General features: G+C 63.5%; 30 protein-coding genes. 17 read left to right on the top strand and 13 right to left on the bottom strand.

The genetic code is table 11. From position 1 onward, the window contains the following. Positions 1–178: 178 nt before the first annotated feature. Together HAP41_RS24410 and HAP41_RS24405 are read right to left on the bottom strand one after the other, a co-directional pair. Entirely contained in the window at positions 179–403 is a 225-nt protein-coding gene (locus HAP41_RS24410; protein ID WP_166096632.1) for a hypothetical protein, read from the bottom strand. 428 nt (positions 404–831) lie between these two features. Then, positions 832–1500, bottom strand: a complete 669-nt coding sequence (locus tag HAP41_RS24405; RefSeq protein WP_166096633.1) for a hypothetical protein — start codon at positions 1498–1500, stop codon at positions 832–834. A gap of 271 nt (positions 1501–1771) precedes the next feature. Between HAP41_RS24405 and HAP41_RS24400 the strand changes: the two genes are divergently transcribed. Next, the gene (locus HAP41_RS24400; RefSeq protein WP_166096634.1) at positions 1772–1942 is read left to right on the top strand and encodes a hypothetical protein; all 171 of its coding nucleotides are present in this window, start codon (positions 1772–1774) and stop codon (positions 1940–1942) included. Between the two features lie 87 nt (positions 1943–2029). Here the strand turns inward: HAP41_RS24400 and HAP41_RS24395 are convergent, their stop codons facing one another. Beyond that, positions 2030–2398, bottom strand: a complete 369-nt coding sequence (locus tag HAP41_RS24395; RefSeq protein ID WP_049807936.1) for a hypothetical protein — start codon at positions 2396–2398, stop codon at positions 2030–2032. Positions 2399–2495: 97 nt separating this feature from the next. On the opposite strand from HAP41_RS24395, the gene HAP41_RS24390 reads away from it, so the two are divergent. The 3 genes from HAP41_RS24390 (at position 2496) to HAP41_RS24380 (ending at position 4138) form a co-directional block, all read left to right on the top strand. After that, complete coding sequence (locus HAP41_RS24390) at positions 2496–2786, top strand: hypothetical protein (protein ID WP_166049901.1); 291 nt, start codon at positions 2496–2498, stop codon at positions 2784–2786. Between the two features lie 673 nt (positions 2787–3459). Then, positions 3460–3702 (top strand): hypothetical protein, encoded by a 243-nt coding sequence (locus tag HAP41_RS24385; protein WP_028152129.1) that lies wholly within the window; start codon positions 3460–3462, stop codon positions 3700–3702. A gap of 193 nt (positions 3703–3895) precedes the next feature. Then, on the top strand, positions 3896–4138 hold the full coding sequence (locus HAP41_RS24380) for a hypothetical protein (protein WP_063983193.1): 243 nt from the start codon (positions 3896–3898) through the stop codon (positions 4136–4138). A 137-nt stretch (positions 4139–4275) separates the two neighbouring features. On the opposite strand, the gene HAP41_RS24375 is transcribed toward HAP41_RS24380, so the two are convergent. From HAP41_RS24375 to HAP41_RS24365, 3 genes are all read right to left on the bottom strand, one after another. Next, on the bottom strand, positions 4276–4668 hold the full coding sequence (locus tag HAP41_RS24375) for an NUDIX hydrolase (protein ID WP_028152127.1): 393 nt from the start codon (positions 4666–4668) through the stop codon (positions 4276–4278). Positions 4669–4765: 97 nt separating this feature from the next. Beyond that, positions 4766–5851, bottom strand: coding sequence for an AI-2E family transporter (locus HAP41_RS24370; RefSeq protein ID WP_063983192.1), 1086 nt, complete (start codon positions 5849–5851; stop codon positions 4766–4768). 190 nt (positions 5852–6041) lie between these two features. Next, complete coding sequence (locus HAP41_RS24365; RefSeq protein ID WP_166096635.1) at positions 6042–6761, bottom strand: outer membrane protein; 720 nt, start codon at positions 6759–6761, stop codon at positions 6042–6044. Positions 6762–7017: 256 nt separating this feature from the next. Between HAP41_RS24365 and HAP41_RS24360 the strand changes: the two genes are divergently transcribed. Further along, positions 7018–7242 (top strand): hypothetical protein, encoded by a 225-nt coding sequence (locus tag HAP41_RS24360; protein ID WP_166096636.1) that lies wholly within the window; start codon positions 7018–7020, stop codon positions 7240–7242. A 292-nt stretch (positions 7243–7534) separates the two neighbouring features. Then, the gene (locus HAP41_RS24355; RefSeq protein ID WP_166096637.1) at positions 7535–9580 is read left to right on the top strand and encodes an acetoacetate--CoA ligase; all 2046 of its coding nucleotides are present in this window, start codon (positions 7535–7537) and stop codon (positions 9578–9580) included. 6 nt (positions 9581–9586) lie between these two features. On the opposite strand, the gene HAP41_RS24350 is transcribed toward HAP41_RS24355, so the two are convergent. Continuing rightward, positions 9587–9799: a hypothetical protein gene (locus HAP41_RS24350; protein ID WP_166096638.1), complete on the bottom strand. Its 213-nt coding sequence runs from the start codon at positions 9797–9799 to the stop codon at positions 9587–9589. A 206-nt stretch (positions 9800–10005) separates the two neighbouring features. Here HAP41_RS24350 and HAP41_RS24345 point away from each other — a divergent pair, with 206 nt between their 5' ends. Continuing rightward, on the top strand, positions 10006–10308 hold the full coding sequence (locus tag HAP41_RS24345) for a hypothetical protein (protein ID WP_063983186.1): 303 nt from the start codon (positions 10006–10008) through the stop codon (positions 10306–10308). Positions 10309–10313: 5 nt separating this feature from the next. Here the strand turns inward: HAP41_RS24345 and HAP41_RS24340 are convergent, their stop codons facing one another. Both HAP41_RS24340 and HAP41_RS24335 read right to left on the bottom strand, forming a co-directional pair. Beyond that, positions 10314–10547 carry a hypothetical protein gene (locus HAP41_RS24340; protein WP_063986360.1) on the bottom strand — a complete coding sequence of 78 codons (234 nt, stop codon included), beginning with the start codon at positions 10545–10547 and terminating at the stop codon, positions 10314–10316. Between the two features lie 337 nt (positions 10548–10884). Then, positions 10885–11169: a hypothetical protein gene (locus HAP41_RS24335; protein WP_166096639.1), complete on the bottom strand. Its 285-nt coding sequence runs from the start codon at positions 11167–11169 to the stop codon at positions 10885–10887. Positions 11170–11360: 191 nt separating this feature from the next. On the opposite strand from HAP41_RS24335, the gene HAP41_RS24330 reads away from it, so the two are divergent. From HAP41_RS24330 to HAP41_RS24320, 3 genes are all read left to right on the top strand, one after another. Then, a complete protein-coding gene (locus HAP41_RS24330) occupies positions 11361–11948 on the top strand; it encodes a formyltransferase family protein (protein ID WP_085404716.1) in 588 nt (195 codons plus the stop codon). Positions 11949–12144: 196 nt separating this feature from the next. Next, positions 12145–12489, top strand: coding sequence for a hypothetical protein (locus HAP41_RS24325; protein WP_166096640.1), 345 nt, complete (start codon positions 12145–12147; stop codon positions 12487–12489). Continuing rightward, the gene (locus HAP41_RS24320; protein ID WP_085404715.1) at positions 12434–12979 is read left to right on the top strand and encodes a hypothetical protein; all 546 of its coding nucleotides are present in this window, start codon (positions 12434–12436) and stop codon (positions 12977–12979) included. Before HAP41_RS24325 ends, HAP41_RS24320 begins: the two co-directional genes overlap by 56 nt. A 59-nt stretch (positions 12980–13038) precedes the next feature. On the opposite strand, the gene HAP41_RS24315 is transcribed toward HAP41_RS24320, so the two are convergent. Then, positions 13039–13437, bottom strand: a complete 399-nt coding sequence (locus HAP41_RS24315) for a RidA family protein (RefSeq protein ID WP_038955466.1) — start codon at positions 13435–13437, stop codon at positions 13039–13041. Between the two features lie 147 nt (positions 13438–13584). Between HAP41_RS24315 and HAP41_RS24310 the strand changes: the two genes are divergently transcribed. Then, complete coding sequence (locus HAP41_RS24310; RefSeq protein ID WP_166096641.1) at positions 13585–14460, top strand: DMT family transporter; 876 nt, start codon at positions 13585–13587, stop codon at positions 14458–14460. Between the two features lie 205 nt (positions 14461–14665). Next, positions 14666–16093, top strand: a complete 1428-nt coding sequence (locus HAP41_RS24305; protein ID WP_135213696.1) for a caspase family protein — start codon at positions 14666–14668, stop codon at positions 16091–16093. A 67-nt stretch (positions 16094–16160) separates the two neighbouring features. Here HAP41_RS24305 and HAP41_RS24300 read toward each other — a convergent pair whose 3' ends face one another. Next, complete coding sequence (locus tag HAP41_RS24300; protein WP_231142047.1) at positions 16161–17054, bottom strand: LysR family transcriptional regulator; 894 nt, start codon at positions 17052–17054, stop codon at positions 16161–16163. A 191-nt stretch (positions 17055–17245) separates the two neighbouring features. On the opposite strand from HAP41_RS24300, the gene solA reads away from it, so the two are divergent. The 5 genes from solA to HAP41_RS24275 all read left to right on the top strand — a co-directional run bounded on the left by solA (position 17246) and on the right by HAP41_RS24275 (position 21749). Beyond that, positions 17246–18415: an N-methyl-L-tryptophan oxidase gene (gene solA / locus HAP41_RS24295; RefSeq protein ID WP_166096642.1), complete on the top strand. Its 1170-nt coding sequence runs from the start codon at positions 17246–17248 to the stop codon at positions 18413–18415. Positions 18416–18491: 76 nt separating this feature from the next. Next, positions 18492–19304: a transporter substrate-binding domain-containing protein gene (locus HAP41_RS24290; RefSeq protein WP_135213698.1), complete on the top strand. Its 813-nt coding sequence runs from the start codon at positions 18492–18494 to the stop codon at positions 19302–19304. Between the two features lie 98 nt (positions 19305–19402). Further along, positions 19403–20146 (top strand): amino acid ABC transporter permease, encoded by a 744-nt coding sequence (locus tag HAP41_RS24285; RefSeq protein WP_166096643.1) that lies wholly within the window; start codon positions 19403–19405, stop codon positions 20144–20146. Beyond that, a complete protein-coding gene (locus tag HAP41_RS24280) occupies positions 20143–20985 on the top strand; it encodes an amino acid ABC transporter permease (protein ID WP_166096644.1) in 843 nt (280 codons plus the stop codon). Before HAP41_RS24285 ends, HAP41_RS24280 begins: the two co-directional genes overlap by 4 nt. A gap of 11 nt (positions 20986–20996) precedes the next feature. Continuing rightward, the gene (locus HAP41_RS24275; protein ID WP_038955459.1) at positions 20997–21749 is read left to right on the top strand and encodes an amino acid ABC transporter ATP-binding protein; all 753 of its coding nucleotides are present in this window, start codon (positions 20997–20999) and stop codon (positions 21747–21749) included. Between the two features lie 43 nt (positions 21750–21792). Here HAP41_RS24275 and HAP41_RS24270 read toward each other — a convergent pair whose 3' ends face one another. Beyond that, the gene (locus tag HAP41_RS24270) at positions 21793–22032 is read right to left on the bottom strand and encodes a BrnA antitoxin family protein (RefSeq protein WP_028152108.1); all 240 of its coding nucleotides are present in this window, start codon (positions 22030–22032) and stop codon (positions 21793–21795) included. 3 nt (positions 22033–22035) lie between these two features. Next, complete coding sequence (gene cysK, locus HAP41_RS24265) at positions 22036–23013, bottom strand: cysteine synthase A (protein WP_166096645.1); 978 nt, start codon at positions 23011–23013, stop codon at positions 22036–22038. Positions 23014–23213: the final 200 nt, after the last annotated feature.

Raw genomic sequence — 23213 nt, 5'->3', positions numbered from 1 at the left:
CGGCGAGGCTGCCATCGAGCATCCAGCCAAAGCTTATGCCGTGGCGACGGCAATCGCCGGCCAATTCTTGTGAAGCGCAGAAGCCTGGGGCGTGCAGAGCCGGCTCCTGAGCGCGGTGGCTCAAGGGCTACGAGTGTTGGTCCACGGGTCTGCAACCTTGGGGAAAACGCTCCCTAGGTCAGTCGGGCTGCATTTTCCGAATCAACCAGATGTGCGCGCGTTGGCGCGTGATCTTGCTGGGGATGTGCGTGAGCCAGTTTCTGTCCGTGCTGCTATTGCTGACGACATTGACGCTGACGGTGTGTTTCGGCGTGGCGGCCTGGCGCCAGTCGGCCGGCAGAGATGTCGATATCACCGCCACCATTTCACATCGGGAAACCGGCTGGAGGTCGGAACGGAGCAACTGAGACCTTGCGCTCGCTCTTGCGAGAGAGTTTTGAAGTCACCGTTGGCGCGCGCCAGTTCGATTGCGATGCCCCCCCCGGGCTTGATCTCGAAAATGCATCGGGGCGCAGCAGCCCCTGTTGCGGCCTCTAAGTCGAGCGGCCCCCTCACGGATAACGCCTCGGTGAATGAAACCATTCGCCGCATCACGCGAAGCACTCAGGAAACAATCCGGGTCCAGTCTCGCGTTACCCACGAGGGGATCGCAAAATGATTATTCTCAAGGTTTTTGCTGTTGTTCTTGGCGCTGGCATCCTTTTCACGATGTACTCAGGGGACCTGGGCGCCGACGTCGTGCTTGCCATCGTGTCCTGCTTGGCATGACAAGAAGACCGGCCAACGTGAACTCGAGGGCCAGTAGTGCCAACAGCTTCGCTTGAACTATCTTCAGCTTTCCGGAGCCGACGTCGCAGCCGGCACACTCAGCGGCGCTCCCCCAACTGAAACCGGCCCGACAGACTTCGACTGCCGAACCATCCGCTTCCGCATCGCTGCCGACAGTCCATAGCGCGCGTTCGCTTTTCGGATCGAGGACGTGACGTCCGACATCATCGCATTTTGCAGAGTATCGACCTTCGCGATGAGCGTGGACAGTTGTGAAGATATCTTCCTCACATCGACCCGTTCGTCCGTGATGCTCTGTCGCCGAGACAGCAGCACCATTGAATCCTGCTGCAGCAGAGCTGCATTTTGCTGCAAGGCGTGGTTGCTCTCCTGCAGCGAAGCCGTGTGTTGCTGCTGGGCCGACTGAATGTCCTTCAAGGCAGCAACAACCGGATCCGCCTTTGGCGTGGAAGCTTCCCGGCGCGGAAGCAGTTCAGCCAAACTGCTGAGATTCGGCGACGGAAAATCAGCCGGCAATGTATAGATCGCCGCCGCACCATTGATGGCCAAGGCACACACCGACAGTGCCAGGACCGATTTCCGGCTGGACCGCTTGCTCGATGCCGCAGCTTCCGGGGCTGCGGGCTCGAGTGCTGCGACTGCGAGCGCGAGCGCCGCGGGGTCGAGTTGTTCGACGAGGCCTTGCGCCTCGGATGTCGTGGTCATGTCCATTGACCTCAAATGAGCGAGCAACAGGAAGCCGACGCCGGAACGTCCTCGCGACGGCTCCTCTACGCAGCACCCACCTACAACTGCCTAAAATTGTGGGCATTTTGGATTAATTCCACGTTAGCGACATGGCCGCCTGGCAGGCCCGGCCGCCCCGGCCGATTACGGGGGGCTATGCGACCGAATGAGTCACGCGGCAGCCTGCTTCGAAGCACCAAAGCCGAGAGACAAGGCCCCTGAAAGGTGTAAGATTCAGGAGAACCGGAGGAACGGCATGTTTGAAATCAGCGGTTTCGACACGGCAGGCGTCGTCAGCCTCAAGCGGCTGTCACTCGCGGCCGCCCTCAAGAAGGCCAGAGAGCTTGTCGAAGACGGGTGCTGGGACGTTCAGATCGTCGATCCAACGGGACGCGTACACACCTCGTTTGAGGAGCAGGCCGCTTAGTCGTGGCGCTGGGCCGGCTCCGCGGCTAGCTCATCAAGAGCACACTGATCGAGAGCAAACTCGGCCGTGCGCCTGACGGCCCGTCTCTCAGTACCGCCGATAATAATTCTCTGGCCGGTCCTGGAATTGTAGTGGAACCGTGCCGTTGGGGTAGCAGACACCGTCGCGGATATCGACGTCAGCGCCGTGCCCGCATGGCACCGGACGCCGGCGCATTCCATAGTAAGGCCGCGGGCCCTGATAGTATCCCTGCAGCGCCGCCTGGTCTTCGGGACGGAGATAGCCGTTGGGATAGCACATCCCGTCGCGGGCGCTCTGATCCCAATGATCGCCGCACGGCGGCGGATGCCTCGGTACGCCGCGATACTGCACCTCGAGCGGGCGTTCGACAGCTGCGGCAGGCGCCGTTGCACCGCCATGAAGAGCAAGGATTGTCGCAATAGTAGTGATCAACATCGAAGCGGTCCTCCAAGGCCGCAAGATAGACAACCCCTCTGAATGACGCCTGAACGCGACGGGAGCGCCACGACCATCAGGGTCGGCCGATGGCACGATGGCGGCCACCGCGCGGCACTGGACGCTGCAGCTGTCTGCAGTTCCAAGGGCCTTGCCACAAAAGCCGGGAGACAACGCCCTCGAAAGGTGTAAGATTCAGGAAAACCGGAGGAACGGCATGTTTGAAATCAGCGGTTTCGACACGGCAGGCGTCGTCAGCCTCAAGCGGCTGTCACTCGCGGCCGCCCTCAAGAAGGCCAGAGAGCTCGTCGAAGACGGGTGCTGGGACGTTCAGATCGTCGATCCGGCTGGGCAGGTCTACACCTCGTTTGAGGAGCAAGCCGCTTAGTCGCGCCCGCCCCTCGGCACTTTTCAGAAATCATCCGCCCGGTCCGATCACGCTTCGCGAGCAGTGACCGTGATCGAAATGAAAACCCCAGCGCCTGGTAGGGAGCGCTGGGGCGTTTTCAAAATATCAATCGGTAAAAGCAATGAGGCCTTCATAGCACCGGTCTCGAAGCGCGAGTGTGAACTGGTTCACACGGCTCCTCCGATCTTCCCGCACCCACGTCCGGGTGTGGCTATCCGCCTCGGCCGACGTTGGACGAGGCATTATTGAGCCAGCGCGCCGTTGCTTCATCGCTCCAGCCGGGGACCGCGAAGCGCACGCGAGGATTCCCTTCCGTGCCGAAACGATCGACCGGGGGATGGCGTGTCGCGGGATTGTGCGCACGAGCGCGGTGCGCGGCGTCTGCAGACGTGCACAAGACGATCGAGAGGCCCAGGGCCAAAACAAGACGCATCGCATCGGCTCCAATCGAGTCCGCTTCCGCTCATGTAGTACGCCGACCGTCCCACCGCGATCTGACGCGGCTTCACAGCTAGGAGAGCGAAGCGCGAACGCGACGCTCTCGCGATGGAGCGAACCGCCGCTCAACTCCCGCGCGCCGCACCGTTGCCAACCAATTCGTTTGGGAGCACGCTCTCTCCAGGCGCTCAAGACGCCGCACAGGGAGGACCACATGAAGGAACCGGGCCTGGACGGCCGCCATCGGGACAAGGATGGCGCGATCAGCAAGAAGCATGGCAACACGCTGGTCGGTACGTTGCGGAAGATCTACGGAAAGGCATTTGCGGCCGGTTATCCCGATGCGACCCCGCTCAGCGAGGTCTTGCATCAATTGAACGAGACCTCGCTGAGCCAATTGCGTCGCGATCACGACACCGGGCATCTCGGGCACAAGATCGACCACGCCTCGAAGTGAATGGACTTCACTGGCCGATTTCGCTTGGCCGACTTCACTTACCCCACTTCACTTGGCCGACTTCGGGTCGTTGAAAAACCGACTCCGCCGACAGCCTCTCGGACGCAGGCTGCGCTATCGGTCGTCCCACCGTACTTGCCGTTTGAGCCCTCGCTACCCTCGCGCTAGCATGAGCCCTTTTACGGAGGCTCATTTGAAGCAGTTCATTATCATCATCGCCGCCATCGCGCTCGCCGTGACTGCTCCCGCCCGCGCGCAGGCGCTGGTCGATCCCAACAAGGTTGCCCCCGAATATCGCGAGGCGGCCGAGAAGCGCCGGGCCGAGCAGATGCGGCAACGCGAATGCGCACTGAAGGCGGATCTCGACAAGGTGCTGCCCAGGGATCGCACCGTCTATCTCAACCACTGCCTGGACACGCTGGCGGTCAAGCAATAGCGGCTGGCTGGGGCCGTCTCGATCAGACCACGACCGTAGGCCGACCTGACCGCACGATGATCTGTCGATTTCGGGCTCGTGTTGTGGACCAGCGGGCGATTTGTCGCACCGGCGCCGCGAAGACGCGGCCCCCCTCCTCACTGGCGCCGCGGCTTGCTCGGAAACAGCCGATCGCGGATGTAGCGCGAGGTCGGCGTCAGGCGGATGCCGCGCGGCTTCTGCCAGGCGGCCCGGTCGATCTCCTTCTTGTCGCCGATCTCGAGCCTGCCCTTGGCACCCTTGGCGATGAAGATCGCGTCGCTCATCTTGCGACCGGAGCGCTTATTCCTGGCCGTCACTTCCTTCCACAGGCTGATCCGGCCGAGCTTCAGCTTGGGCAGCTCCTCCTTGATCTCCCGCCGCAGGCAGTCCTTGTCGGACTCGCGCGAACGCTTGCGGCCGCCCGGGAACATCCACAGGCCGTCCGACCGCCGTCTGACCAACAATACCTTGCCGCGTTTTGCGGCAACCAGCTTGGAAGACTTCGCCATTACTGCCGTAGATCGAAAACAGAATCGCCCTATCGTAACTTGTCTAGTTGAATAGACAAGTTCGCGGGGCGCTTTGACCACAGCCCGTGCGAGCAGCTCAGCTTTCGCTCGCCGCCGCCCGGTCCTCGGTCCTGATCCAGGCCATCATCAACTCCCAGGCCACCGACAGGATGATCGGCCCGATGAACAGGCCGACGATGCCGTGGGCGAGCGTGCCGCCGATCACGCCGACGAAGATCACGATGGTCGGCGTGGTGAGGCCGCGCCCCATCACCAGCGGCTTCAACATGGTGTCGATGAAGCCGACGAGGACGAGAAACACGGTGAGCAGCAGCGCCGTGGTGACGTCCTTGGCGGTCCAGATCCAGATGATCACCGGCAGGATCACCAGGAACGCGCCGATCTGCACGATCGACAGCAATAGCACGATGAAGGCGAGCAGGCCGGCGCTCGGCACGGCTGCCATCTTGAAGCCGATGCCGGCGAGCAGCGCCTGCACAATGGCGACGCCGATCACGCCTTGCGCCACGGCGCGGATGGTGGCGCCACCAAGCTCGAGAAAATGCTCGCTCTGCTCGGGCACGATGCGAAACAGGAAGCCGCGCCCGGCCGCAACCAGCCGCGGCCCATGCGGAAACAGGAAGCCGGCGACGAACACCGAGACCAGAAACTGGAGCGTGCCGAGGCTCGCATCGCCCGCAAGCGACAACAGGGGTCCCGCCAGCGGCTGGAGATAGGGCGCGACCTCGCGCAGCACCGCACGGATGTTGTTGTAGGCCTGATCCCAGAGATCGTAGAGCCAAGGGCCGACCACCGGCCACGACTTGAGCTGCTCCGGCGCCGACTGCAGCGCGAGGTCGCCGGTGCCGAGCTGCTTCGCCAGTTCGCGCGCACCGTCCACCGCGCTGAGGCCGAGCCAGGTCGCCGGGCCAATGACGATGCCGAGCGTGATCAGGGTGAGGATCGCGGCCGCAGTCTTCGGGCGGCCGCCGAGGATCTTGGCGACCCAGCTGAAGGCCGGATAGAACGCGACCGCGAGCACGGCGCTCCAGGCCAGGATCGGCACGAACGGGCGGATGATCAGGAAGGTCCAGATGATCAGCAGGCCAAGCAGGCCGACCCGGATCAGGAGCTGGATGATGTCCTCTCCCGTCAGGAGCTGACGGAGACTTTTCACGGGCACGCCTTTCCTTGCGGCATTGACGCGGGTTCCGACACTTGCGCGGCAAAGCGTTATTGCCAGCCGCGCATCCGGCGTCAAGACGACCGGACCCGCGGCGGCGCAAGGGATCGGACCGCTGCGCCGCCCGGCGCGGCATCAGCTGTCGCCGAACGGGTTGGTCCAGTCGGCCGAGCGGTGGCGCTCCGTCCGCTCAGAAGTGGTAGTTCACGCCCACCGTGCCGGTCTGGATGTTCAGCTTCACATTGGCTGGAGTCGCCACCAGATTGCCTGTCGTCACCGGCTGCTCGGTGATCGTGCCGAAGCCCATATAGTTGTACTCGGCCCGCACCGACCAGTTCGGCATGAACATCCACTCGATGCCGCCGCCGGCAAGCCAGCCGGTGCGATTGAAGCTGCCCGAGGCGGAACCGGCGAGCGGGCCGGCAAGGCCGTTGTTGACGCTATACTTGTCGCGGGTGAAGGCCGCGCCACCCTTGGCGTAGAGCAGCACGCGGTCGAAGGCGACGCCGAAACGGCCGGCGACCGTGGCGATGTAGTCGTTCTTCAGCGACAGGTTGAAGCCGGCACCGCCACCGAACGGGCCGCCGGCATTGAGTGTGACGCTGGACCAGGCGCCGGTGCCCTCGAGGCCCACCACGAAATTGCTGATCTGGTAATTGCCGCCGATCTGGCCGCCGACCACGCCGCCGCTGGCCGTCACCGAGCTCCAGGTCGCTGTCGGATCGGTCGGGTCGATGCCAGTCCATTTGCTCCAGGCGCCGCCGCCATGCGCGCCGATGTAGAAGCCGGTCCAGCTGAAGATCTGGGCCGCCACCGGCGCTTTGACCGGCGCGGGCGCAATGATGTCAGCTGCAAATGCCGGCGTTGCCAATGACAGCAGCGCAGACGCCAAAACCAGTTTCTTCCGCATGATCTCACCCCCAAATTGTCCGCCCTCCGACCGAGGCGACGATGAAATCTAGCTGTGGGATCACGCACGCGCTTGGACCAATCGGCGACGCGATTTGGACTGACGGGCGCTCGTCAGACCCGGGAAGCTCCTGCAACGCCGCGACCGGAGCCCGGTTTGGCTAACGGCGATTAACCGGATTTCCCGAGGTCAGTTTACGCCGATGCAAATCCCCGCACCTACGCTTCTCGCCAACATTCAAAAACACTGATGTGCAATGGCCAACAGCATCTGGACGACCGAAGAATTCACCTGCGCGGGTTGCAGCATGAACTACACCGCGACACGGGAAGAGCACAGCGAAGCCCACACCGGCAGCTTCAAGTGCAGCATCTGCAGCGGCGTGGTGCACACCTGGTCCGGCAAGCATCACTTCTTCGGCTGGCAAGCGGTGAAGACAAAACCGCCGGTGTTCGGAAGGCGGTGGGCGGGCGTGCAGTGACAGGCGCCAGCAATGGTCTCGGTACCGCAGCCCAATTGAGGCGACGGCCCGCCTCCACGCCGTCATTGCGAGCGTAGCGAAGCAATCCAGAGGCTTTCCGCGGCGACGGTCTGGATTGCTTCGCGACGCTCGCGATGACGAATCCATTGAAGTAAACGTGTTGCGCCACTCCAACGTGCTGCTGGTGCTCGCAGACCCACTACTGACGTCATCGCAGTCTGCGCGAACTATGGCTTCTGCTACTCTGCGGCGCAGGATAGACTTTCCTCCCCGCAACAGAATCCGACACGCAATGACCGCACCCTTCGTTCCCCAGATCGCACTCTATCGCAACTGGCTCGCCGAGCAGCGTGGACTTTCCTTCGCGAATTACGAGGAGATGCGGCAGTGGTCGGTGCGCGATCTCGACGGCTTCTGGCGCAGCATCTGGGACTATTACGATCTGCAATCGCCGACGCCGTTTGCGGCCGTGATGACCGAGCGCAAGATGCCGGGCGCGGTGTGGTTTCCCGGCGCGCAGGTCAACTATGCGCGGCAGGTGTTCCGGCATGTCGAGGCCGCCGACGCCGCCGGCCTGCCCGCGATCGTCAGTAGCGGCGAGGACGGCAAGCTCAACGAAACGAGCTGGCCGGAGCTGCGGCGCAAGGCGGCGGCGCTCGCGCTGCATCTGAAGGAGAAGGGCATCAAGCCCGGTGACCGGATCGCGGCCTATCTGCCCAACATCCCCGAAACCATCATCGCGTTCCTGGCGAGCGCCAGCATCGGCGCGGTCTGGAGCGTCTGCGCGCCCGACATGGCTGCGCCCGCCGTGATCGACCGCTTCAAGCAGATCGAGCCGAAGGTGCTGATCGCCTGCGATGCCGTCACCTATGCCGGCCGCCGGCATGATCGCAAGGACGTCGTCGCGGAGCTGCGGCGATCGCTGCCGACGGTCGAGCACGTCATCCTGCACAGCGAGGCCGCGCCCGCAGCGCCGGACGCCCGGCTCGCCGACATCGCCGCAAGGACAGGCGCCGCGATCGACGCGTTCGAGCCGGCCTGGCTGCCGTTCGATCATCCGCTCTGGATCGTCTATTCCAGCGGCACCACCGGCCTGCCGAAACCGATCGTGCACGGCCATGGCGGGATCGTCATCGTGGTGCTGGCGCTGCTGGGCCTGCACAACGACCTCGGTTGCTCCTACCACGCGAACTCGTTCGGCGAGCGCTATCACTGGTACTCTTCGACCGGCTGGATCATGTGGAATTCGCAGGTCGGCGGCCTGCTCAGCGGCACCACCTGCTGCATCTTCGACGGCAGCCCGGGCGGCACCAAGGACAAGCCGGACTGGACCACGCTGTGGCGGTTCGTGGCACAGTCAAAAGCGACCTTCTTCGGCGCCGGCGCGGCGTTCTTCGCCAACTGCGCCAAGGCCGAGATCGATCTCACTGCGGCCGGCGATCTGTCGCGGCTGCGTTGCCTCGGCTCGACCGGCTCGCCGCTCAGCGCCGATACGCAAGCCTGGTTCAACGATCGCTTCGCGGCGTTGTCGAAAATCAACGGCAGCAAGGCGCAGGCCGACATCTGGTGGGCGAACATCTCCGGCGGCACTGATTTCGCCGGCGCCTTCATCGGCGGCAACCGCGAATTGCCGCAGACGCCGGGCGCGATGCAATGCCGCCTGCTCGGCGCGGCGGTCGAAGCCTTCAGCGAGCAGGGCCGCGCCGTCATCGACGAGGTCGGCGAGCTCGTCTGTACCGAGCCGATGCCCTCGATGCCGCTCCGCTTCTGGAACGACAAGGGCGATGCGCGCTATCGCGCCAGCTATTTCGAGACCTATCCGGACAATTTCGACGGCAGCGGCCGCGGGCCGGTGTGGCGGCACGGTGACTGGCTCAAGGTCAATCCGGACGGCTCCTGCATCATCTATGGCCGCAGCGATGCGACCATCAACCGGCACGGCCTGCGCATGGGCACGAGCGAGCTCTATTCCGCGATCGAAGCGCTGCCGGAGGTGCTGGATAGCCTCGTCGTCGACCTCGAATATCTCGGCCGCGACAGCTACATGCCGCTGTTCGTGGTGCTGCGCGAGGGCACAGCCTTCGACGCTGCGATGCAGGCCAGGATCAACAAGGCGATCGAGGCCGGCCTGTCCCGGCGATTCCTGCCGAACGAGATCTTTGCCGTCGCCGAGATCCCGCGCACGCTCTCGGGCAAGAAGCAGGAGCTGCCGATCAAGAAGCTGCTGCTGGGCCAGCCCGTCGAAAAGGTCATCAACAGGGAGGCGATGGCCAATCCCGCCTGCCTCGACTGGTATCTCGCCTTCGCCCGCGATTATCTCGCCCGAACCGCGGCGTAGCTTCGATCAACCGCCGCCGAAATTGGAGGGATCGAGATTCCTGTTCTCGGACGGCGGGATCGGCGGCCACCCGGGAAATTTGTACCAGCCGGGCGGGACCGGCGCGTCCTCGGGCAGATGGACGGCGACGTGATGGCGCGGGCGGGCATGATGCGCCGGCGCGGCAGCCGCCCATGCGCATGTTGAAATCAGGAGGACCAAAGCCAGGATAGACCGCATCATACGTGCTCCAGACGTCCACCCGGGCACCATGTGGTGCGGGAACCACGCTGGAACGATGCGTCGCAACGTCACGATGTCTCACATCGGCGGCATCGCTGCTGCCAGGAGACGCCGGAGATCAACCCAATTGCGCCAATGGCGTTTGGATTCCGTTCACCGATCGCCGCTAGATCAGGATGGATCCTCCGCGACGAACAGCAGCTATGGCCGATCTCAACGCAGTCCTCTCCAGGCTCAACGACCGCCTGCTCCGCCTCGAAGGCGAACTGTTCGTGCTGCGCTCGCTGGCGCGCGCGACGCTGACGGCGGGCGACGACCATGCGGCGCGCATGCGCAAGCTGGTCGAGGCCGCAAAGGTCGCGCTCGACGACGAGGCCAAACGTGAGCTCGACAAACCGACGCGCAAATATGTCGATGCGGCAACCGCGCTGGTGGAGGAACTTCTGGTCGAGCCGACCCAGGCACGGCCGCTGTTCACCGTCATCGACGGTGGCCGGCGCGACTGAGCGCGTCAGATCGGACGTATCCCGCGGGAATCCGGAGACTGAGCCTTCAGCCGGCTGAGCCCCTCCTCGATGATCGCGATCTCCTCGTCGATCTTGCCGATCGGCAGGCTGAAATCATAGCCGGACCTGCTCTTCAGATCGACCGCGAGCCGCTGCCTGTGCATCATCAGCTCGTCGAGCCCACGGCGGTTCTTCAGCCGCACATAGGCGTCCACGATCTGCTCAATTGCGCTCGGCATGAAATCGGTCCCGGCAAAAAAGCCCACGCGGCGCGCCCGCGCCGGCGGGACATTTTTGGTGTCGCGGTACGCAATACAAATCCGCGACGGATTCGTCGATACGACAGGCAGGTTGAGAACGCGTTACCGTTTGATGATTTCGTGATGGCGCCGGCATGAAAAGCCGCTGGCGATCACTCGCCAGCGGCCAAAGCCGGGTTCGAAAACGGATTCGGAATCAAATTTGGCCAGCCCCGGTTGGTGCATTCTAGCGGCACACGGGGGCTGCTTATGTTAGAAATGAAACAGAGGAACCGGCGGATACATCATTTGCTGTCGATGTGGCCGCCCGGCAACGCTAATCCGTGACGCAAAAATACTTGCGCGGCAGCCTGCGGTAGGCGCTGTAGCGGTAGTACGGCCTGTAGGCGTAGCCGCGATAGAGTGCGGGCGGCTCCCCGCCGTAATAGGCGCCGTGGTAGAAATTGTAGACCGGCCCTTCAACGCAACGATAGGCATCCCACGTCGGACCGATGAACGGCGCCACCCCGACCTCGGGCGGGACCGCCGGGTACGGGCCGCCGGCGCGCGCGGGCGTGGCCACACTCCGTGCCGCGAGAAGGAAAAACCACGCTCTTCGCATGCGCTCGCTCCTGATTACGGTGCCATACGCGCATGGAAGCACCGGAACAGCCAGCTGCGCAATCGCGGAGCCCGTCGCGCCCCCGCGCCCGGTGCATTGTTGATAACCGGCACAAACCGCCCGCGGCTGGTGACAGGACGCACCGACGTGTTATCGGGGGATGACGCAGTTGCGAGACGGATCGGACACCCATGCGCATTACCCTCGTCGGCTCCCGCCATTTCGGCGTGACCACCCTGAACATGCTCCGGGAGCACGGCGTCCCGATCGTGCGGGTCGTCGTGGCCGACGCCGAGGATCGCCTCGCGGCGAGCGCCAAGGCGGCTGGCATCGAGGTGACGGTCCAGGCCAATCCGAAGCTGGTGGTCGCCTCCGAAATCGGCCCCGACACCGACCTGATCATCACCGCCCACAGCCACGCCCGGATCGGCAAGGACGCCCTGGCCGCCGCGAAGTACGGCGGGATCGGCTATCATCCCTCGCTGCTGCCGCGTCATCGGGGCAAAGCCGCGGTGGAATGGACCATCAAGGAAGGCGATCCGATCGCCGGCGGCACGATCTATCATCTTGCCGACCGCATGGACGCCGGCGCCATCGCCGCCCAGGACTGGTGCTTCGTCAAGAAGGGCGAGACGGCTCGCGAACTCTGGGAGCGCGCGCTCGCTCCGCTCGGCCTCAAGCTGCTGGCCGACGTGATCGACTACGTCAAGGTCCACAAGGCGCTGCCCTCCAAGGTTCAGGACGAGCAGTTCGCGACCTTGGCGCCAAGTCTTTCGTGAGTCGTTCCCTGAGTCCTCTCCTGACGTTTACCCTTAACGTGAAGGCGCGTTGATTCTGCTTCGAAAATTGGAGCCGGAAACACAAATAAACTATTGTTTCCACTGGAACAATTTTCGCTTTGGCAATGCAACAAATTTCCGTCACATTTGGGCCGAATAAGCGTCAGCATATCAGACAGATTCAAGGACGGAATTCATGCGTTTTGGTCGCATTACGGCATTCTGTGCCGCTTCAGTTATCACCCTCGCCGCTCCCGCTTTCGCCCAGACCCCCTATGACGGCAACTGGCATGTCACCATCGTGACCAAGAGCGGTACCTGCGAGCCGACCGCGAGCTCCATGCTGACGGTTGCCGACGGCAAGATCACCGCGCCCGGCGCTAACGTTTCCGGCACCATCGGCAGCGGGGGACTTGTGAAAGTTTCGATCAATGGTGCATATGCCAGCGGTCAACTCAGCGGCAACGCCGGATCGGGGAAGTGGAATGGAGCATCTGCAGGCATACCGTGCAGTGGGCGGTGGGAAGCATCGCGCCAGTAAGAAATTCGGGATCAGCGTCGTGAGCCGGCGGCTGCTGATCGCGGCCGCCGTTTTGTTTGCGGCGGGGATCGCCAACTCTGAGAGCCAGGCCCAGTCCGGCCCGTTCGCCCCGCTGGCGGGGAGCTGGAGCGGTGCCGGCACCGTCACGCTCGATGACGGCTCGACCGAGCGGATCCGCTGCCGGGCCAGATACGCCCCGATCGGACCGACGATGGAGATGTCGCTGACCTGCGCCAGCGACGCCTACAAGTTCAATCTCGGCGCCAACGTCAGGGCTGAAGGCGGCACTATTGGCGGCAGCTGGTCCGAGGCCAGCCGCAACATCTCCGGCTCGCTCCAGGGCCGCGGTGCCGGCGGAAACTACGAGCTGGTCGCCTCAACCGCCGGCTTCAACGCCAACATCACGCTGAAGACGTCCGGCAACAAGCAGAGCGTCACGATGCGCGCGGACAGCCAGTTCCGCGGCGCCAACATCTCGCTGTCGCGCTAAGGCGGACCGCGTTCAAGCCAAAAGCCCCGGCGATTCCGCCGGGGCTTTTTTTATGCGTTTTATGCGTTCGGCACGAACGCCGTAACCTCGATTTCGACCTTGGCGCGCTCGTCCACGAGACCGCCGATGTAGAGCAGCGTCGAGGGCGGAAAATTGCGCCCCAGCGTTTCCTTCCAGGCCGCGCCGATGCCGGCGCCCGCGGCCTCATATTCGCTGCGGCTGGTCAGGTACCAGGTCAGGCGGACGATGTGCTCCGGACCGGCTCCGGCCTCGCCAAGGAGCTTGATGATCCGCTTCAGCGCGGTTGCGACCTGCGCCGCCATGTCAGGCGCGTAATTGCCGGTCTCGTCGCCGCCGGTCTGCCCGGCCAGCACCACCCAGCGGCCAGGCCCTTCGGCCACCACGCCGTGAGAAAAGCCCCGCGGTTTCTTCCATTCAGCCGGCTGCAAGATTTGCATGAGCGAAGATCTCCCTTTTCTTGTTGTTCAATGATGCCTTAGCACGCCGCCCTGCATCGCTGCATCCGCAGTTTTGGCCGTTGCAAACGCCGGCGATGTCGCCGATACCGGCCCTCCCCTCAGGCTCGATCGCCCGCACCAGCAACGATGACTGGGACACCGTCCAAAACGATGGCTGCACTGTGGATGGCCGGCTGGCTGGCGCTGATGCTGGTCATGGCGGTTGCCGGCCGCGAGACCACGCGCGAGCTGAACGTCTTCCAGATCATGGAAGTGCGCTCGGTGATCGGCTTCACGCTGCTGCTGCCGATCATCTACCGGGCCGGCGGTTTCAAGGCGGTCGCGACCAAACGCCTGCCCCAGCACCTCGCGCGCAACGGGGTCCATTATTTCGCTCAGCTCGGCTGGTTCTACGCACTGACGCTGATCGGGATCGGCCAGGTCGTCGCGATCGAATTCACCATGCCGATCTGGACTGCGGTGCTGGCCGCAACGTTCCTGTCCGAGCGCATGACCGTCTGGAAGATCGCCGCCATCGCGCTCGGCATCGTCGGCGTCGTCATGATCGTGCGGCCCGCCACCGGCGAGATCAATCCGGGACAGCTGATCGCACCAGGGGCCGCGATCGGCTTCAGCATTTCCATGATCTTGGCGAAATCGCTGACCCGGACCGAGAGCGCATTGTCGATCCTGTTCTGGATGATCGTCGTGCAGATGGTCGTGGGCCTGCTGCCGACGCTCTATGTCTGGACCTGGCCGTCAACCACTCTCTGGGGATGGCTCTTCGTCATCGGGGTCTGCGGCACATTCTCGCACCATTGCCTCGCCAGCGCGCTCCGCTACGCGGATGCAACCATCGTGGTGCCGATGGACTTCCTGCGGGTGCCGCTCACCGCGACTGTCGGCTGGCTGCTGTATTCGGAGCGGCTCGACGCCTGGACCGTGCTCGGCGCGACGCTGATCCTGTGCGGCAATCTCCTGAACCTGAAGCCGACTGCCCCGGTTCCCGCCCGCGCGCAGTGAACCCGCGCGCAGCCTCACGCGACAAAAACGAAGTGGCCGTGTGATCTGGATCACGTTGGAGGGTCTTTCCATCGTGCACATTCGGCCACACAGCAGCGGGTTGAATACGACGTACTGCCGTTTTGGTGGCGCGAAGTCGGGCACTTCGTGTAGGTTCGTTGCCAATTTGTTGCTGCCTGCAATTCGATTCTGTTGGGGATTTCAGATGCGCACTCTCACCCTGCTCGTTTCGCTGATGTGCATGGCACTGTCGGTCAGTGCCGCGAAGGCCGACCGCCGTGTCGCCTTCGTCGTCGGCAACGGCTCCTACAAGAACGTCGCACAATTGCCGAACCCGCCGATCGACGCCAAGGCGATGGCGGCGACCCTGCGCAATGTCGGCTTCGAGGTGATCGAAGGATCCAACCTCACCCGCGACCAGATGACGGAGAAGCTCCTGGACTTCGGCCGCAAGGCGCAAGGCTCCGATGTCGCAGTGTTCTATTACGCCGGCCACGGCATCGCCGTCAGCGGCAGCAACTACCTCCTGCCCGTCGACGCCGACATCAAGTCGGAGATGGACGTCAAGCTCGGCGCAGCCATCAATATCGACCTGACGCTCGAGCAGACCATGGGCGACGCCAAGGTCAAGCTCGTCTTCCTCGATGCCTGCCGCGACAATCCGTTCGCCGCCAAGATCAAGTCGAACTCGGCAACGCGCAGCGTCAACGTGCAGAGCGGTCTTGCCGAGATGAAGTCGGGCGAAGGCACGCTGATCGCGTTCGCCACCGGCCCGGGCCAGACCGCGCTCGACGGCCAGGAGGGCAACAACAGCCCGTTCACACGCGCACTGATCGACAACATCACCAAGCCCGGCGTCGAGATCCAGCAGGCGATGACGTCGGTGCGCGCCCAGGTCAACGAAGAGACCCGTAAGGGCCAGCTTCCCTGGGGCCACACCAACCTGATCGGCGCGGTCTATCTCAACCCGTCGCAGCAGACGCAGGTTGCCAACGCAGCCCCGACCGCTTCCGGAAACGTGCCGGCGGCAGCGAGCAGCTCCGACGGTGTCGAGCTCGAGTACTGGCGCTCGGTCAAGGAATCCAACAAGCCGGAAGAGCTCAACGCCTATCTCTCGGCCTATCCGAACGGCCAGTTCAAGGCGCTGGCGCTGGCGCGGCTTGCGGCGATCAAGAGCGGCCCGTCCACGGCGACCCGCAATCTGAACTCCGGGATCGATCCCGCCACCTTCACCGACGACTCCACCCAGCTCACCGAGGACCAGATCGGCCTCGACAAGGGCCAGCGCCGCGACGTGCAGCGCCGCCTGACCGGGCTCGGCTTCGACACCAAGGTGACCGGTGCCTTCACCGACGAGACCCGCTCGGTGCTGAAGCGCTGGCAGGCCGCCCGCGGCTATCCGTCGACCGGCTACCTCAACAAGCTCCAGCACAAGGCCCTGCTGTCCGAGATCGTGGCGGCCGCGCCGGCCACCGCGAGCGACGACAGCGCGAAGCCGGCCCGGCGTGCTGCCCCGGCCCAGGCCCAGAGCGGCGCACCGGTTCAGCATCGCAACAGCGGCGGCGGCGATGCCGGCGCGGCCTTCGTCGGCGGTGTCGTCGGCGGCATGATGGGCGGCATGTTCCGCCGCTGAGGCGGGACCCGGCTCCAAAACGCAAAAAGGCCCGGCGAGAGCCGGGCCTTTTTCGTGGTGGCAATGGCTAGTAATCTTGGGTGAACCAAGGCACTAGCGTCCGGATCCGCGGCATCGCCTGCATCGTAATGCTCGTCCGAGCCATCTCCGCGATGCGCGGCGCCAGTGATGAGAGATCGCCACGGCGGGTCACCAGAAGCAGCTCACGAAAAAATCCGGGGCCCGGCAGAGGGAGAGCGCTGACTTGACCAGCGTGAGCGAGCCCCTGCAACAGACACAGCGGCGTGGTGATCGCTACGCCCATCCCGGTGGCGACCATGGCGACCAGGCTGTCCGAGGTGTCAAACTCAAAGGCCCGCGGTGGGCGAATGCCCAAACGGCTCAGGTGGCGCTCGACCTGAGCGCCTGCATAGGAGCGTTCGCTGTACCGGACCAGGCGATGCCGGGTCAGGATCTCCCGCAAATCAAGGTCAGCAAATTCGGCTTCCAATCCGCGCGGCACCACCAGCAGATTTGGCTCGCGGTAAAACGGGAAGCGCTCGATATCATACAGGTCATCCATCGCATCGCATGTGATCGCCGCGTCGATCGTTCGGTGGACCAGCGCCTCGGCATGCGAGTGAGCAAGGCCCGACCAAACGGACAGACTCAGTGCGACCTCGCCCGTCATGAGCTCCTTGACGAGGTGTGCGCCGACCGTGGCGGCATAGGAGTCGATGAGGCCGAGCCTCAGATCGACACGCTCAGGCAGTTTCGCTGCGTCCCGGAGTGCGCTGAGTAACGTGTCAAAGTCGCGATTCAGATCGCGAACACGGCCAGCAAGGATGCGACCCGCCCGCGTCAATGTAAGCGGCCTCCGGCTACGGTTGAAGAACGCGACGCCGATCGAGGCCTCGGCCCGCCGCACAGCCTGAGAAACCGCTGATTGCGTCATCCCGAACTGACGGGACGCCTGAAGCATGCTGCCGGACTCCGCGACGGCAGCGACAATCTGCAAGCTTCGCAAGTCTGGAACAGGTGGCGTCATATCCATAGCTTAAGCAGAAGTCATATTAACATGCAAATTGCCTTCATTATATGAATTATCCTTGTAGGAGAGCCGCATCCGAAAGCAGACTTCGGATTGTCCTAACAATTGAGCAGTCCCGATCCATGAGCGAGCAAGCGGATATTCTGGTGATCGGCCTCGGTGCCATGGGCAGCGCGGCCCTCTATCAACTGGCCAAGCGAGGGGTAAAGGCGGTTGGCCTCGATCGCTTTGCCCCGCCCCACACGATGGGATCCAGCCACGGCGAAACCCGCATCACCCGGCAGGCGGTCGGCGAAGGCCGCGATTACGTGCCCCTGGTGCTGGATACGCACCGGATCTGGCGTGAGCTCGAAGCCGAGACGTCTGCCGAGCTGCTGAACCCATGCGGCCTCGTCGTCATAGCGCCCGGTGTCGGCGAGACGTCGCACCACGGCAAGCCGGATTTCGTCGCGCGCTCGATTGGGGCCGCGCGTGACTTCGGCATCGCGCATGAAGTGATCGACGGGCGAGAGGTGGCTCATCGCTTCCCGCAGTTCCTGAATCTCCAGGGCAACGAGAAGGCCTATTACGAACCCGGCGGAGGGTACGTTTTTCCGGAGCGCTGCATCAAGGCGCAGCTGACGCGCGCGGAGCAGCTCGGCGCAACGATCCGCACGGGAGTCGAGGTTCTCTCGATCGCGCAGCGCGGCCCCGCCGTTCGGGTGGAAACGTCCTCGGGCACATTCGAGGCGGACCAGGTGGTGGTGTCGGCAGGCGGCTGGAATTCCCACCTGCTCGGCGCGCCGTTTGATCGCGTGCTCACGGTGAAGCGGCAGGTGCTGCATTGGTACGAGCTCGACGATACCAGCGCGTATCGCGCCGACGCCCCTGTGTTCATCTGGATGCATGGCGCGACGGATGTCGACTACCTCTACGGCTTCCCGCCGCTGCCTGGCGATCGTCGTCTCAAGGTCGCGACCGAGCAGTACGAGACCAACACGACGGCCGACGCCATCGACCGCACCGTCGATCCCGCGGAATCGGCTGAAATGTACCGGAAGCACGTCGCGGGGCGGCTCGCCGGCGCCACGCCGCGCGTCGCGCAGGCGGCTGCCTGCATCTACACGGTGACGCCCGATCGGGGCTTCATCATCGACCGCCATCCCGACCAGGACCGGATTTGTGTCGTCTCGGCGTGCTCGGGCCACGGCTTCAAGCACTCGGCAGGTATCGGCAACGTCGTCGCCGGGATGGTGACCGGCGGTCGAAGCGCGATCGACCTCAGCCCATTCTCCATCTCCCGTTTTTCGTGACGTTTGGCACGAGCCTTGTATCTTGAACAAGCGCGCTCAACGCGCGTCGTGATCACAATCCTGGAGGCGTCATCCGATGAGAGACATTGTCCGTTCCATGATGACAGGCATCGCGGCGCTGCTGATGCTTGGCAGTGCCCAAGCCGCCGATGGCGTCGATGCCATCAAGCAGCGCGGCACGTTGAATGTCGGCGTCAAGGCTGACTACAAGCCCTTCGGCTTCCGCGATCCCACGGGAAACGTGGTCGGCATCGAGCCGGATCTCGCCGCAGACATTGCCAAACGCCTCGGCGTCAAACTCGAACTCGTTCCGGTCGCGGCCTCCAACAGGATCGAATTTCTTCAGCAGGGAAAGGTCGACCTGCTGATCGCGACCATGTCGGACAGGCCGGAACGCCGTCGCGTGGTTCAAGCCATCGAGCCGCTGTACTATTCGGACTATGTGAACATCCTTCTCAACAAGAAGTCCGGCATCAAGGACTGGGCCGAGCTCAAGGGAAAACCCGTCTGTGCAACGTCGGGGGCCTGGTACAACAAGGACGTTGCCAAATCCTACGGCCCCGAAATCGTTGCGTTTGACGGCTCGGAGAAGCCTCTGTTCGCCATGAAGCAGGGCAACTGCATCGGCTATGTCTACGATCAGACCTTCCTGCAAGGCAAGCTGCTCGAGGACGAGTGGAAGGCGGACTACGACTTGCCCCTGAAAGGTATTTTGCCATCGCCATGGATGATCGCTGTCGCGCTCGATAATTCCAGCCTTCAGAAGCTGCTCGAAGATATGACAAAGGACTGGATGAAGACCGGCTTCATCGTGGCAGCGGAAAAGAAGTGGGGCATTACGCCGACCGAGTATTCGCTGCTCATGCACGAGCAATACAAGGACAAATAGACGCGCAGAGCGGAGCGCCAGATCCGTCTTGCGCTCCGAACAGGTCGAGCCAATGCACTGATACGAGGCATCGCCTCAACAGTTTGGTGTCGCGCAAAATGCACGAAATCGGCGACTGGTTTCAACGGCTCTACGAAACGACGGGGCTGAATTTCTCCGTATTCTACGATGCCTACGATTGGGACCGCTATTTCGGCGGGCTCAAGATGACGTTGCTTCTGAGTGTCACGACCATCCTGCTGAGCCTGATCATCGGCGCGGTCGGCGCCTTGCTGCAAGGCAGTCCGTCCATGCTGCTGCGGTTGCCCGTCAATGCTTTCGTGGTGGTGTTCCGCAACACGCCGCCGCTGGTCCAGATCTTCTTTTTCTATTTCGGCCTCGGCACCATGCTCCCGGCCGTCGAGGCGGCAGGCATGCGCGTTCCGCTGCTGAGCAACGTCCAATGGGCCATCATTTCTCTGTCGCTGTTCGCGGGCGCCTTCAACGTCGAAATCTTCCGCTCAGGCATCGAGGCGGTGCCGAGGACGACGCTGGAAGCCGCGGAGGCGCTCGGATACACGCGCCTTAAGGCTTACGTCCATATCGTCCTTCCGCTGGCCATTCGCGTCTGCCTTCCCGCACTGAACAACAACCTCGTCAACCTGCTCAAGACGACCACCCTCGCCTACGCGATCGCCGTTCCCGAGACGCTGTATGCGGTCAAGCAGGTCTGGTCGGAATCGCAGAACGTCTTCGAAATGATGGTCGTATTGCTGGCGACCTACGGCATCCTTGTCGGCGTCCTCGTCTGGCTGATGCATCGCTGGGAGCGGGCGATGCGCATCCCGGGATACGCCCGATGAAAGGCGCCCAGCCCGAGCACAGGCTTGCCGTCCTTCTGCCGTATCGTCCCGTGCCGACCCGGATGTCCGTTCGGATCGGCCCGCTGGCCGCCGCGATCCTCGGTTTCTGCGCCATCATGGCCGCGTCCACCGCGTGGGCGCAGACCGGACCGGCGGTGCTGTCCCCGCTGCAAGTCATTGTGAAGTGGTCGCCGCTGCTGCTGCGCGGGTTCGCCTTCAACATCCTGATCTCCCTGCTGGCCATGCTGCTGGGGACCATCGCCGGGCTTGGCCTGGGTCTGGGGTTGTTGTCGGAGTTTCGACCGCTCGCCGCCGTCAGCTGGCTCCTGACTCAATTCTTCCGCAACGCACCCTGGCTGGTGCTGCTGTTCTTCGTCATGTTTCTGGTGCCCTTCCAGGTCACCCTCTTCAAGACGACCATCCCCTTGCCGGACTGGATCAAGGCGACGGTGGGCTTCGCATTGCCGGTCATGGCGAACGTCGCCGAGGTCGTGCGCGGTGCCGTCCGCTCCATTCCGTCGACGCAATGGGAGGCGGCGGAATCGCTCTCGTTCACGCGGCGCCAGACGATGTGGCTGATCATGCTGCCACAGTGCATCAAGCGCATGCTGCCGCCCTGGATGAACGTCTATGCGCTGGTCGCGATGTCGACGGTGCTGGCATCGATCGTCGGTGTTTCGGAAATGCTCACTCTGACTGCGCAGGTGCATGCCGCCGAAGGCGGCAGGCCGGAGCTGTTCGCTCCGCTCTACGGTTTCGCGCTGCTGTGTTTCTTTCTCTACTGTTATCCGATCAACCTCTGGACCGCGCGTCTCGAGCGTCGGTTCCGCATACGCTGAGGGAGCAGTGCATGGCCACGAGCTGGACTCCGGATCAGCCCATCGTCCAATGCGTCGACGTCAGAAAGTCGTTCGGAGCTCTCGAGGTCCTGAAAGGCATCAGCCTGTCGGTCAAAAAGAGCGAGGTGATCTGTATCATCGGCCCGTCCGGATCAGGGAAATCCACGCTGATCCGCTGCATCAATGCCCTTCAGCCGATCTCGTCCGGCAGCATTCAGATCGAAGGCATCGAGGTGTCCGATCCCAGGCTCGACAAGCTGGCGCTGCGCCGCAAGGTCGGGATGGTCTTCCAGCAGTACAATCTTTTCCCGCACAAGACCGCGCTCCAGAACGTGATGATGGCGCCGATCCATGTTCTCGGCCAGAAGCGTGCCGAGGTCGAAGCGCGCGCCCGGGCGCTGCTTGCCAAGGTTCGGCTCGCGGGGAAGGAGGATACCTATCCCGGCGAGCTCTCCGGCGGACAGCAGCAGCGCGTGGCCATCGCCCGCTCGCTGGCGATGCGACCGGACATCATGCTGTTCGACGAAGTTACGGCCGCCCTCGATCCGGAAACGGTCAAGGAGGTCCTGGTCACCATCCGGGAGCTTGCCGAGGATGGCATGACATGCCTCCTCGTCACCCATGAGATGAACTTCGCGCGTGAGGTCGCCGATCACGTCTACTTCACCGACCGCGGTGTGATCGTCGAGCACGGGCCGCCGGAAGCCTTGTTTACGGCGGCCAAGGACGAGCGAACGCAGCGGTTTCTGTCGCAGGTCCTCTGAGTTCGCCGGCGCGCCGCCCTTCGGCGCCCCTGGGCAGGAGGCGCTACTTCCCCGCCGCCTTGCGCAGCGCCTCGTTGATGCGGTCCTGCCAGCCGGGACCGCCCTGCTGGAAGAACTCCAGCACGTCCTGGTCGATGCGCAGCGTGACCTGCTCCTTGATTCCCGGCGCCACGTTCGGCTTCGGTGGCGCCACGGCGACCTTGGCGGTCACCTTCTTGAACGCCGCCTCGGCCTCCGACCGCGCATCGCCAAGCGTGCGCGGCCGCCTCGGTTGATCCGTCATGTCCTAGATTCCCTCAAACAGAGCCGTCGAAAGATACCGCTCGGAGAAGGACGGCACTATAGCCAGAATGGTTTTTCCCGCAGCTTCCGGCCGCTTGCCGATCTGGAGCGCAGCTGCGATCGCCGCGCCCGAGGAGATGCCGCCGGGAATGCCCTCATGCCGCGCCAGCGCCCGGGTGGTCTCGATCGCGGTCGTCGAGTTGATCTTCACGATCTCGTCAATCACCGAGCGGTCGAGGATGTCGGGCACGAAGCCGGCGCCGATGCCCTGGATCTTGTGCGGCGTGTGCTGGCCGCCTGAGAGCACCGGGCTTTCCTCCGGCTCGACCGCCACCACCCGCAAGGACGGCTTGCGTGGCTTGAGCACCTGGCCGACGCCGGTGATGGTACCGCCGGTGCCGACGCCGGCGACGAAGATATCGACGTTGCCGCCGGTGTCGTTCCAGATCTCCTCGGCGGTGGTACGGCGGTGCACCTCGGGATTGGCGAGGTTCTTGAACTGCTGCGGCATGACCGAATTCGGTGTCGTCTTCAGGAGCTCCTCGGCGGTCGCGATCGCGCCCTTCATGCCCTGTGCCGCCGGCGTCAGCACCAGCTCTGCGCCGAGAAAGGCGAGCATCTTGCGCCGCTCGATCGACATCGATTCCGGCATCACCAGCTTGAGCCGGTAACCGCGCGAGGCCGCGACAAAGGCGAGCGCGATGCCGGTGTTACCCGAGGTCGGCTCGATCAGCACGGTGTCAGGCTTGACGATGCCGGCCTTCTCCATCGCGATGATCATGGCCGCGCCGATGCGATCCTTCACGCTCGCGGCGGGATTGAAATATTCAAGTTTTGCCAAAATCGTCGCGTTGACGCCGTGCATGCCCGGCAGCCGCTGCAAGCGCACGATCGGCGTGTCGCCAAAGGCCTCGACGATCGAAGAGTAGATCCGGCCGCGGCCGGGCTGGTGCGCTGCACCCGTGTTGGACGATGCGTCCATGATGAACTCCCTGTGACGACAATTTCTGTTTCTGCAGCGTCTCTTGCGCAGTAACGGACAGCTTGGGACGACACGCAAGCGACAATGCGGCACATGTTAAATACGCTGCATCGCAAAATCGCGTGAGCTGTAATTATCAGAAAACCAACGCATTTGTGTTGCGACCTCGTCAACTGATTCGGTCTATGTTAGACTTAGGT

The sequence above is a fragment of the Bradyrhizobium barranii subsp. apii genome (assembly GCF_011516635.5).
GTDB classification, from domain to species: Bacteria; Pseudomonadota; Alphaproteobacteria; order Rhizobiales; family Xanthobacteraceae; genus Bradyrhizobium; species Bradyrhizobium barranii.
Note: the sequence above shows the minus strand (reverse complement) of the source record. Positions and strands in the feature narration are given on the sequence as shown.

Bases quoted from the DNA above. Each gene is read 5' to 3' on its own strand.
- HAP41_RS24405 (WP_166096633.1), bottom strand. From the start codon at position 1,500: ATGGACATGACCACGACATCCGAGGCGCAAGGCCTCGTCGAACAACTC.
- HAP41_RS24400 (WP_166096634.1), top strand. From the start codon at position 1,772: ATGTTTGAAATCAGCGGTTTCGACACGGCAGGCGTCGTCAGCCTCAAG.
- HAP41_RS24395 (WP_049807936.1), bottom strand. From the start codon at position 2,398: ATGTTGATCACTACTATTGCGACAATCCTTGCTCTTCATGGCGGTGCA.
- HAP41_RS24390 (WP_166049901.1), top strand. From the start codon at position 2,496: ATGGCGGCCACCGCGCGGCACTGGACGCTGCAGCTGTCTGCAGTTCCA.
- HAP41_RS24385 (WP_028152129.1), top strand. From the start codon at position 3,460: ATGAAGGAACCGGGCCTGGACGGCCGCCATCGGGACAAGGATGGCGCG.
- HAP41_RS24375 (WP_028152127.1), bottom strand. From the start codon at position 4,668: ATGGCGAAGTCTTCCAAGCTGGTTGCCGCAAAACGCGGCAAGGTATTG.
- HAP41_RS24365 (WP_166096635.1), bottom strand. From the start codon at position 6,761: ATGCGGAAGAAACTGGTTTTGGCGTCTGCGCTGCTGTCATTGGCAACG.
- HAP41_RS24360 (WP_166096636.1), top strand. From the start codon at position 7,018: ATGGCCAACAGCATCTGGACGACCGAAGAATTCACCTGCGCGGGTTGC.
- HAP41_RS24355 (WP_166096637.1), top strand. From the start codon at position 7,535: ATGACCGCACCCTTCGTTCCCCAGATCGCACTCTATCGCAACTGGCTC.
- HAP41_RS24350 (WP_166096638.1), bottom strand. From the start codon at position 9,799: ATGCGGTCTATCCTGGCTTTGGTCCTCCTGATTTCAACATGCGCATGG.
- HAP41_RS24345 (WP_063983186.1), top strand. From the start codon at position 10,006: ATGGCCGATCTCAACGCAGTCCTCTCCAGGCTCAACGACCGCCTGCTC.
- HAP41_RS24340 (WP_063986360.1), bottom strand. From the start codon at position 10,547: ATGCCGAGCGCAATTGAGCAGATCGTGGACGCCTATGTGCGGCTGAAG.
- HAP41_RS24335 (WP_166096639.1), bottom strand. From the start codon at position 11,169: ATGCGAAGAGCGTGGTTTTTCCTTCTCGCGGCACGGAGTGTGGCCACG.
- HAP41_RS24330 (WP_085404716.1), top strand. From the start codon at position 11,361: ATGCGCATTACCCTCGTCGGCTCCCGCCATTTCGGCGTGACCACCCTG.
- HAP41_RS24325 (WP_166096640.1), top strand. From the start codon at position 12,145: ATGCGTTTTGGTCGCATTACGGCATTCTGTGCCGCTTCAGTTATCACC.
- HAP41_RS24320 (WP_085404715.1), top strand. From the start codon at position 12,434: ATGGAGCATCTGCAGGCATACCGTGCAGTGGGCGGTGGGAAGCATCGC.
- HAP41_RS24315 (WP_038955466.1), bottom strand. From the start codon at position 13,437: ATGCAAATCTTGCAGCCGGCTGAATGGAAGAAACCGCGGGGCTTTTCT.
- HAP41_RS24310 (WP_166096641.1), top strand. From the start codon at position 13,585: ATGACTGGGACACCGTCCAAAACGATGGCTGCACTGTGGATGGCCGGC.
- HAP41_RS24305 (WP_135213696.1), top strand. From the start codon at position 14,666: ATGCGCACTCTCACCCTGCTCGTTTCGCTGATGTGCATGGCACTGTCG.
- HAP41_RS24300 (WP_231142047.1), bottom strand. From the start codon at position 17,054: ATGCTTCAGGCGTCCCGTCAGTTCGGGATGACGCAATCAGCGGTTTCT.
- solA (WP_166096642.1), top strand. From the start codon at position 17,246: ATGAGCGAGCAAGCGGATATTCTGGTGATCGGCCTCGGTGCCATGGGC.
- HAP41_RS24290 (WP_135213698.1), top strand. From the start codon at position 18,492: ATGAGAGACATTGTCCGTTCCATGATGACAGGCATCGCGGCGCTGCTG.
- HAP41_RS24285 (WP_166096643.1), top strand. From the start codon at position 19,403: ATGCACGAAATCGGCGACTGGTTTCAACGGCTCTACGAAACGACGGGG.
- HAP41_RS24280 (WP_166096644.1), top strand. From the start codon at position 20,143: ATGAAAGGCGCCCAGCCCGAGCACAGGCTTGCCGTCCTTCTGCCGTAT.
- HAP41_RS24275 (WP_038955459.1), top strand. From the start codon at position 20,997: ATGGCCACGAGCTGGACTCCGGATCAGCCCATCGTCCAATGCGTCGAC.
- HAP41_RS24270 (WP_028152108.1), bottom strand. From the start codon at position 22,032: ATGACGGATCAACCGAGGCGGCCGCGCACGCTTGGCGATGCGCGGTCG.
- cysK (WP_166096645.1), bottom strand. From the start codon at position 23,013: ATGGACGCATCGTCCAACACGGGTGCAGCGCACCAGCCCGGCCGCGGC.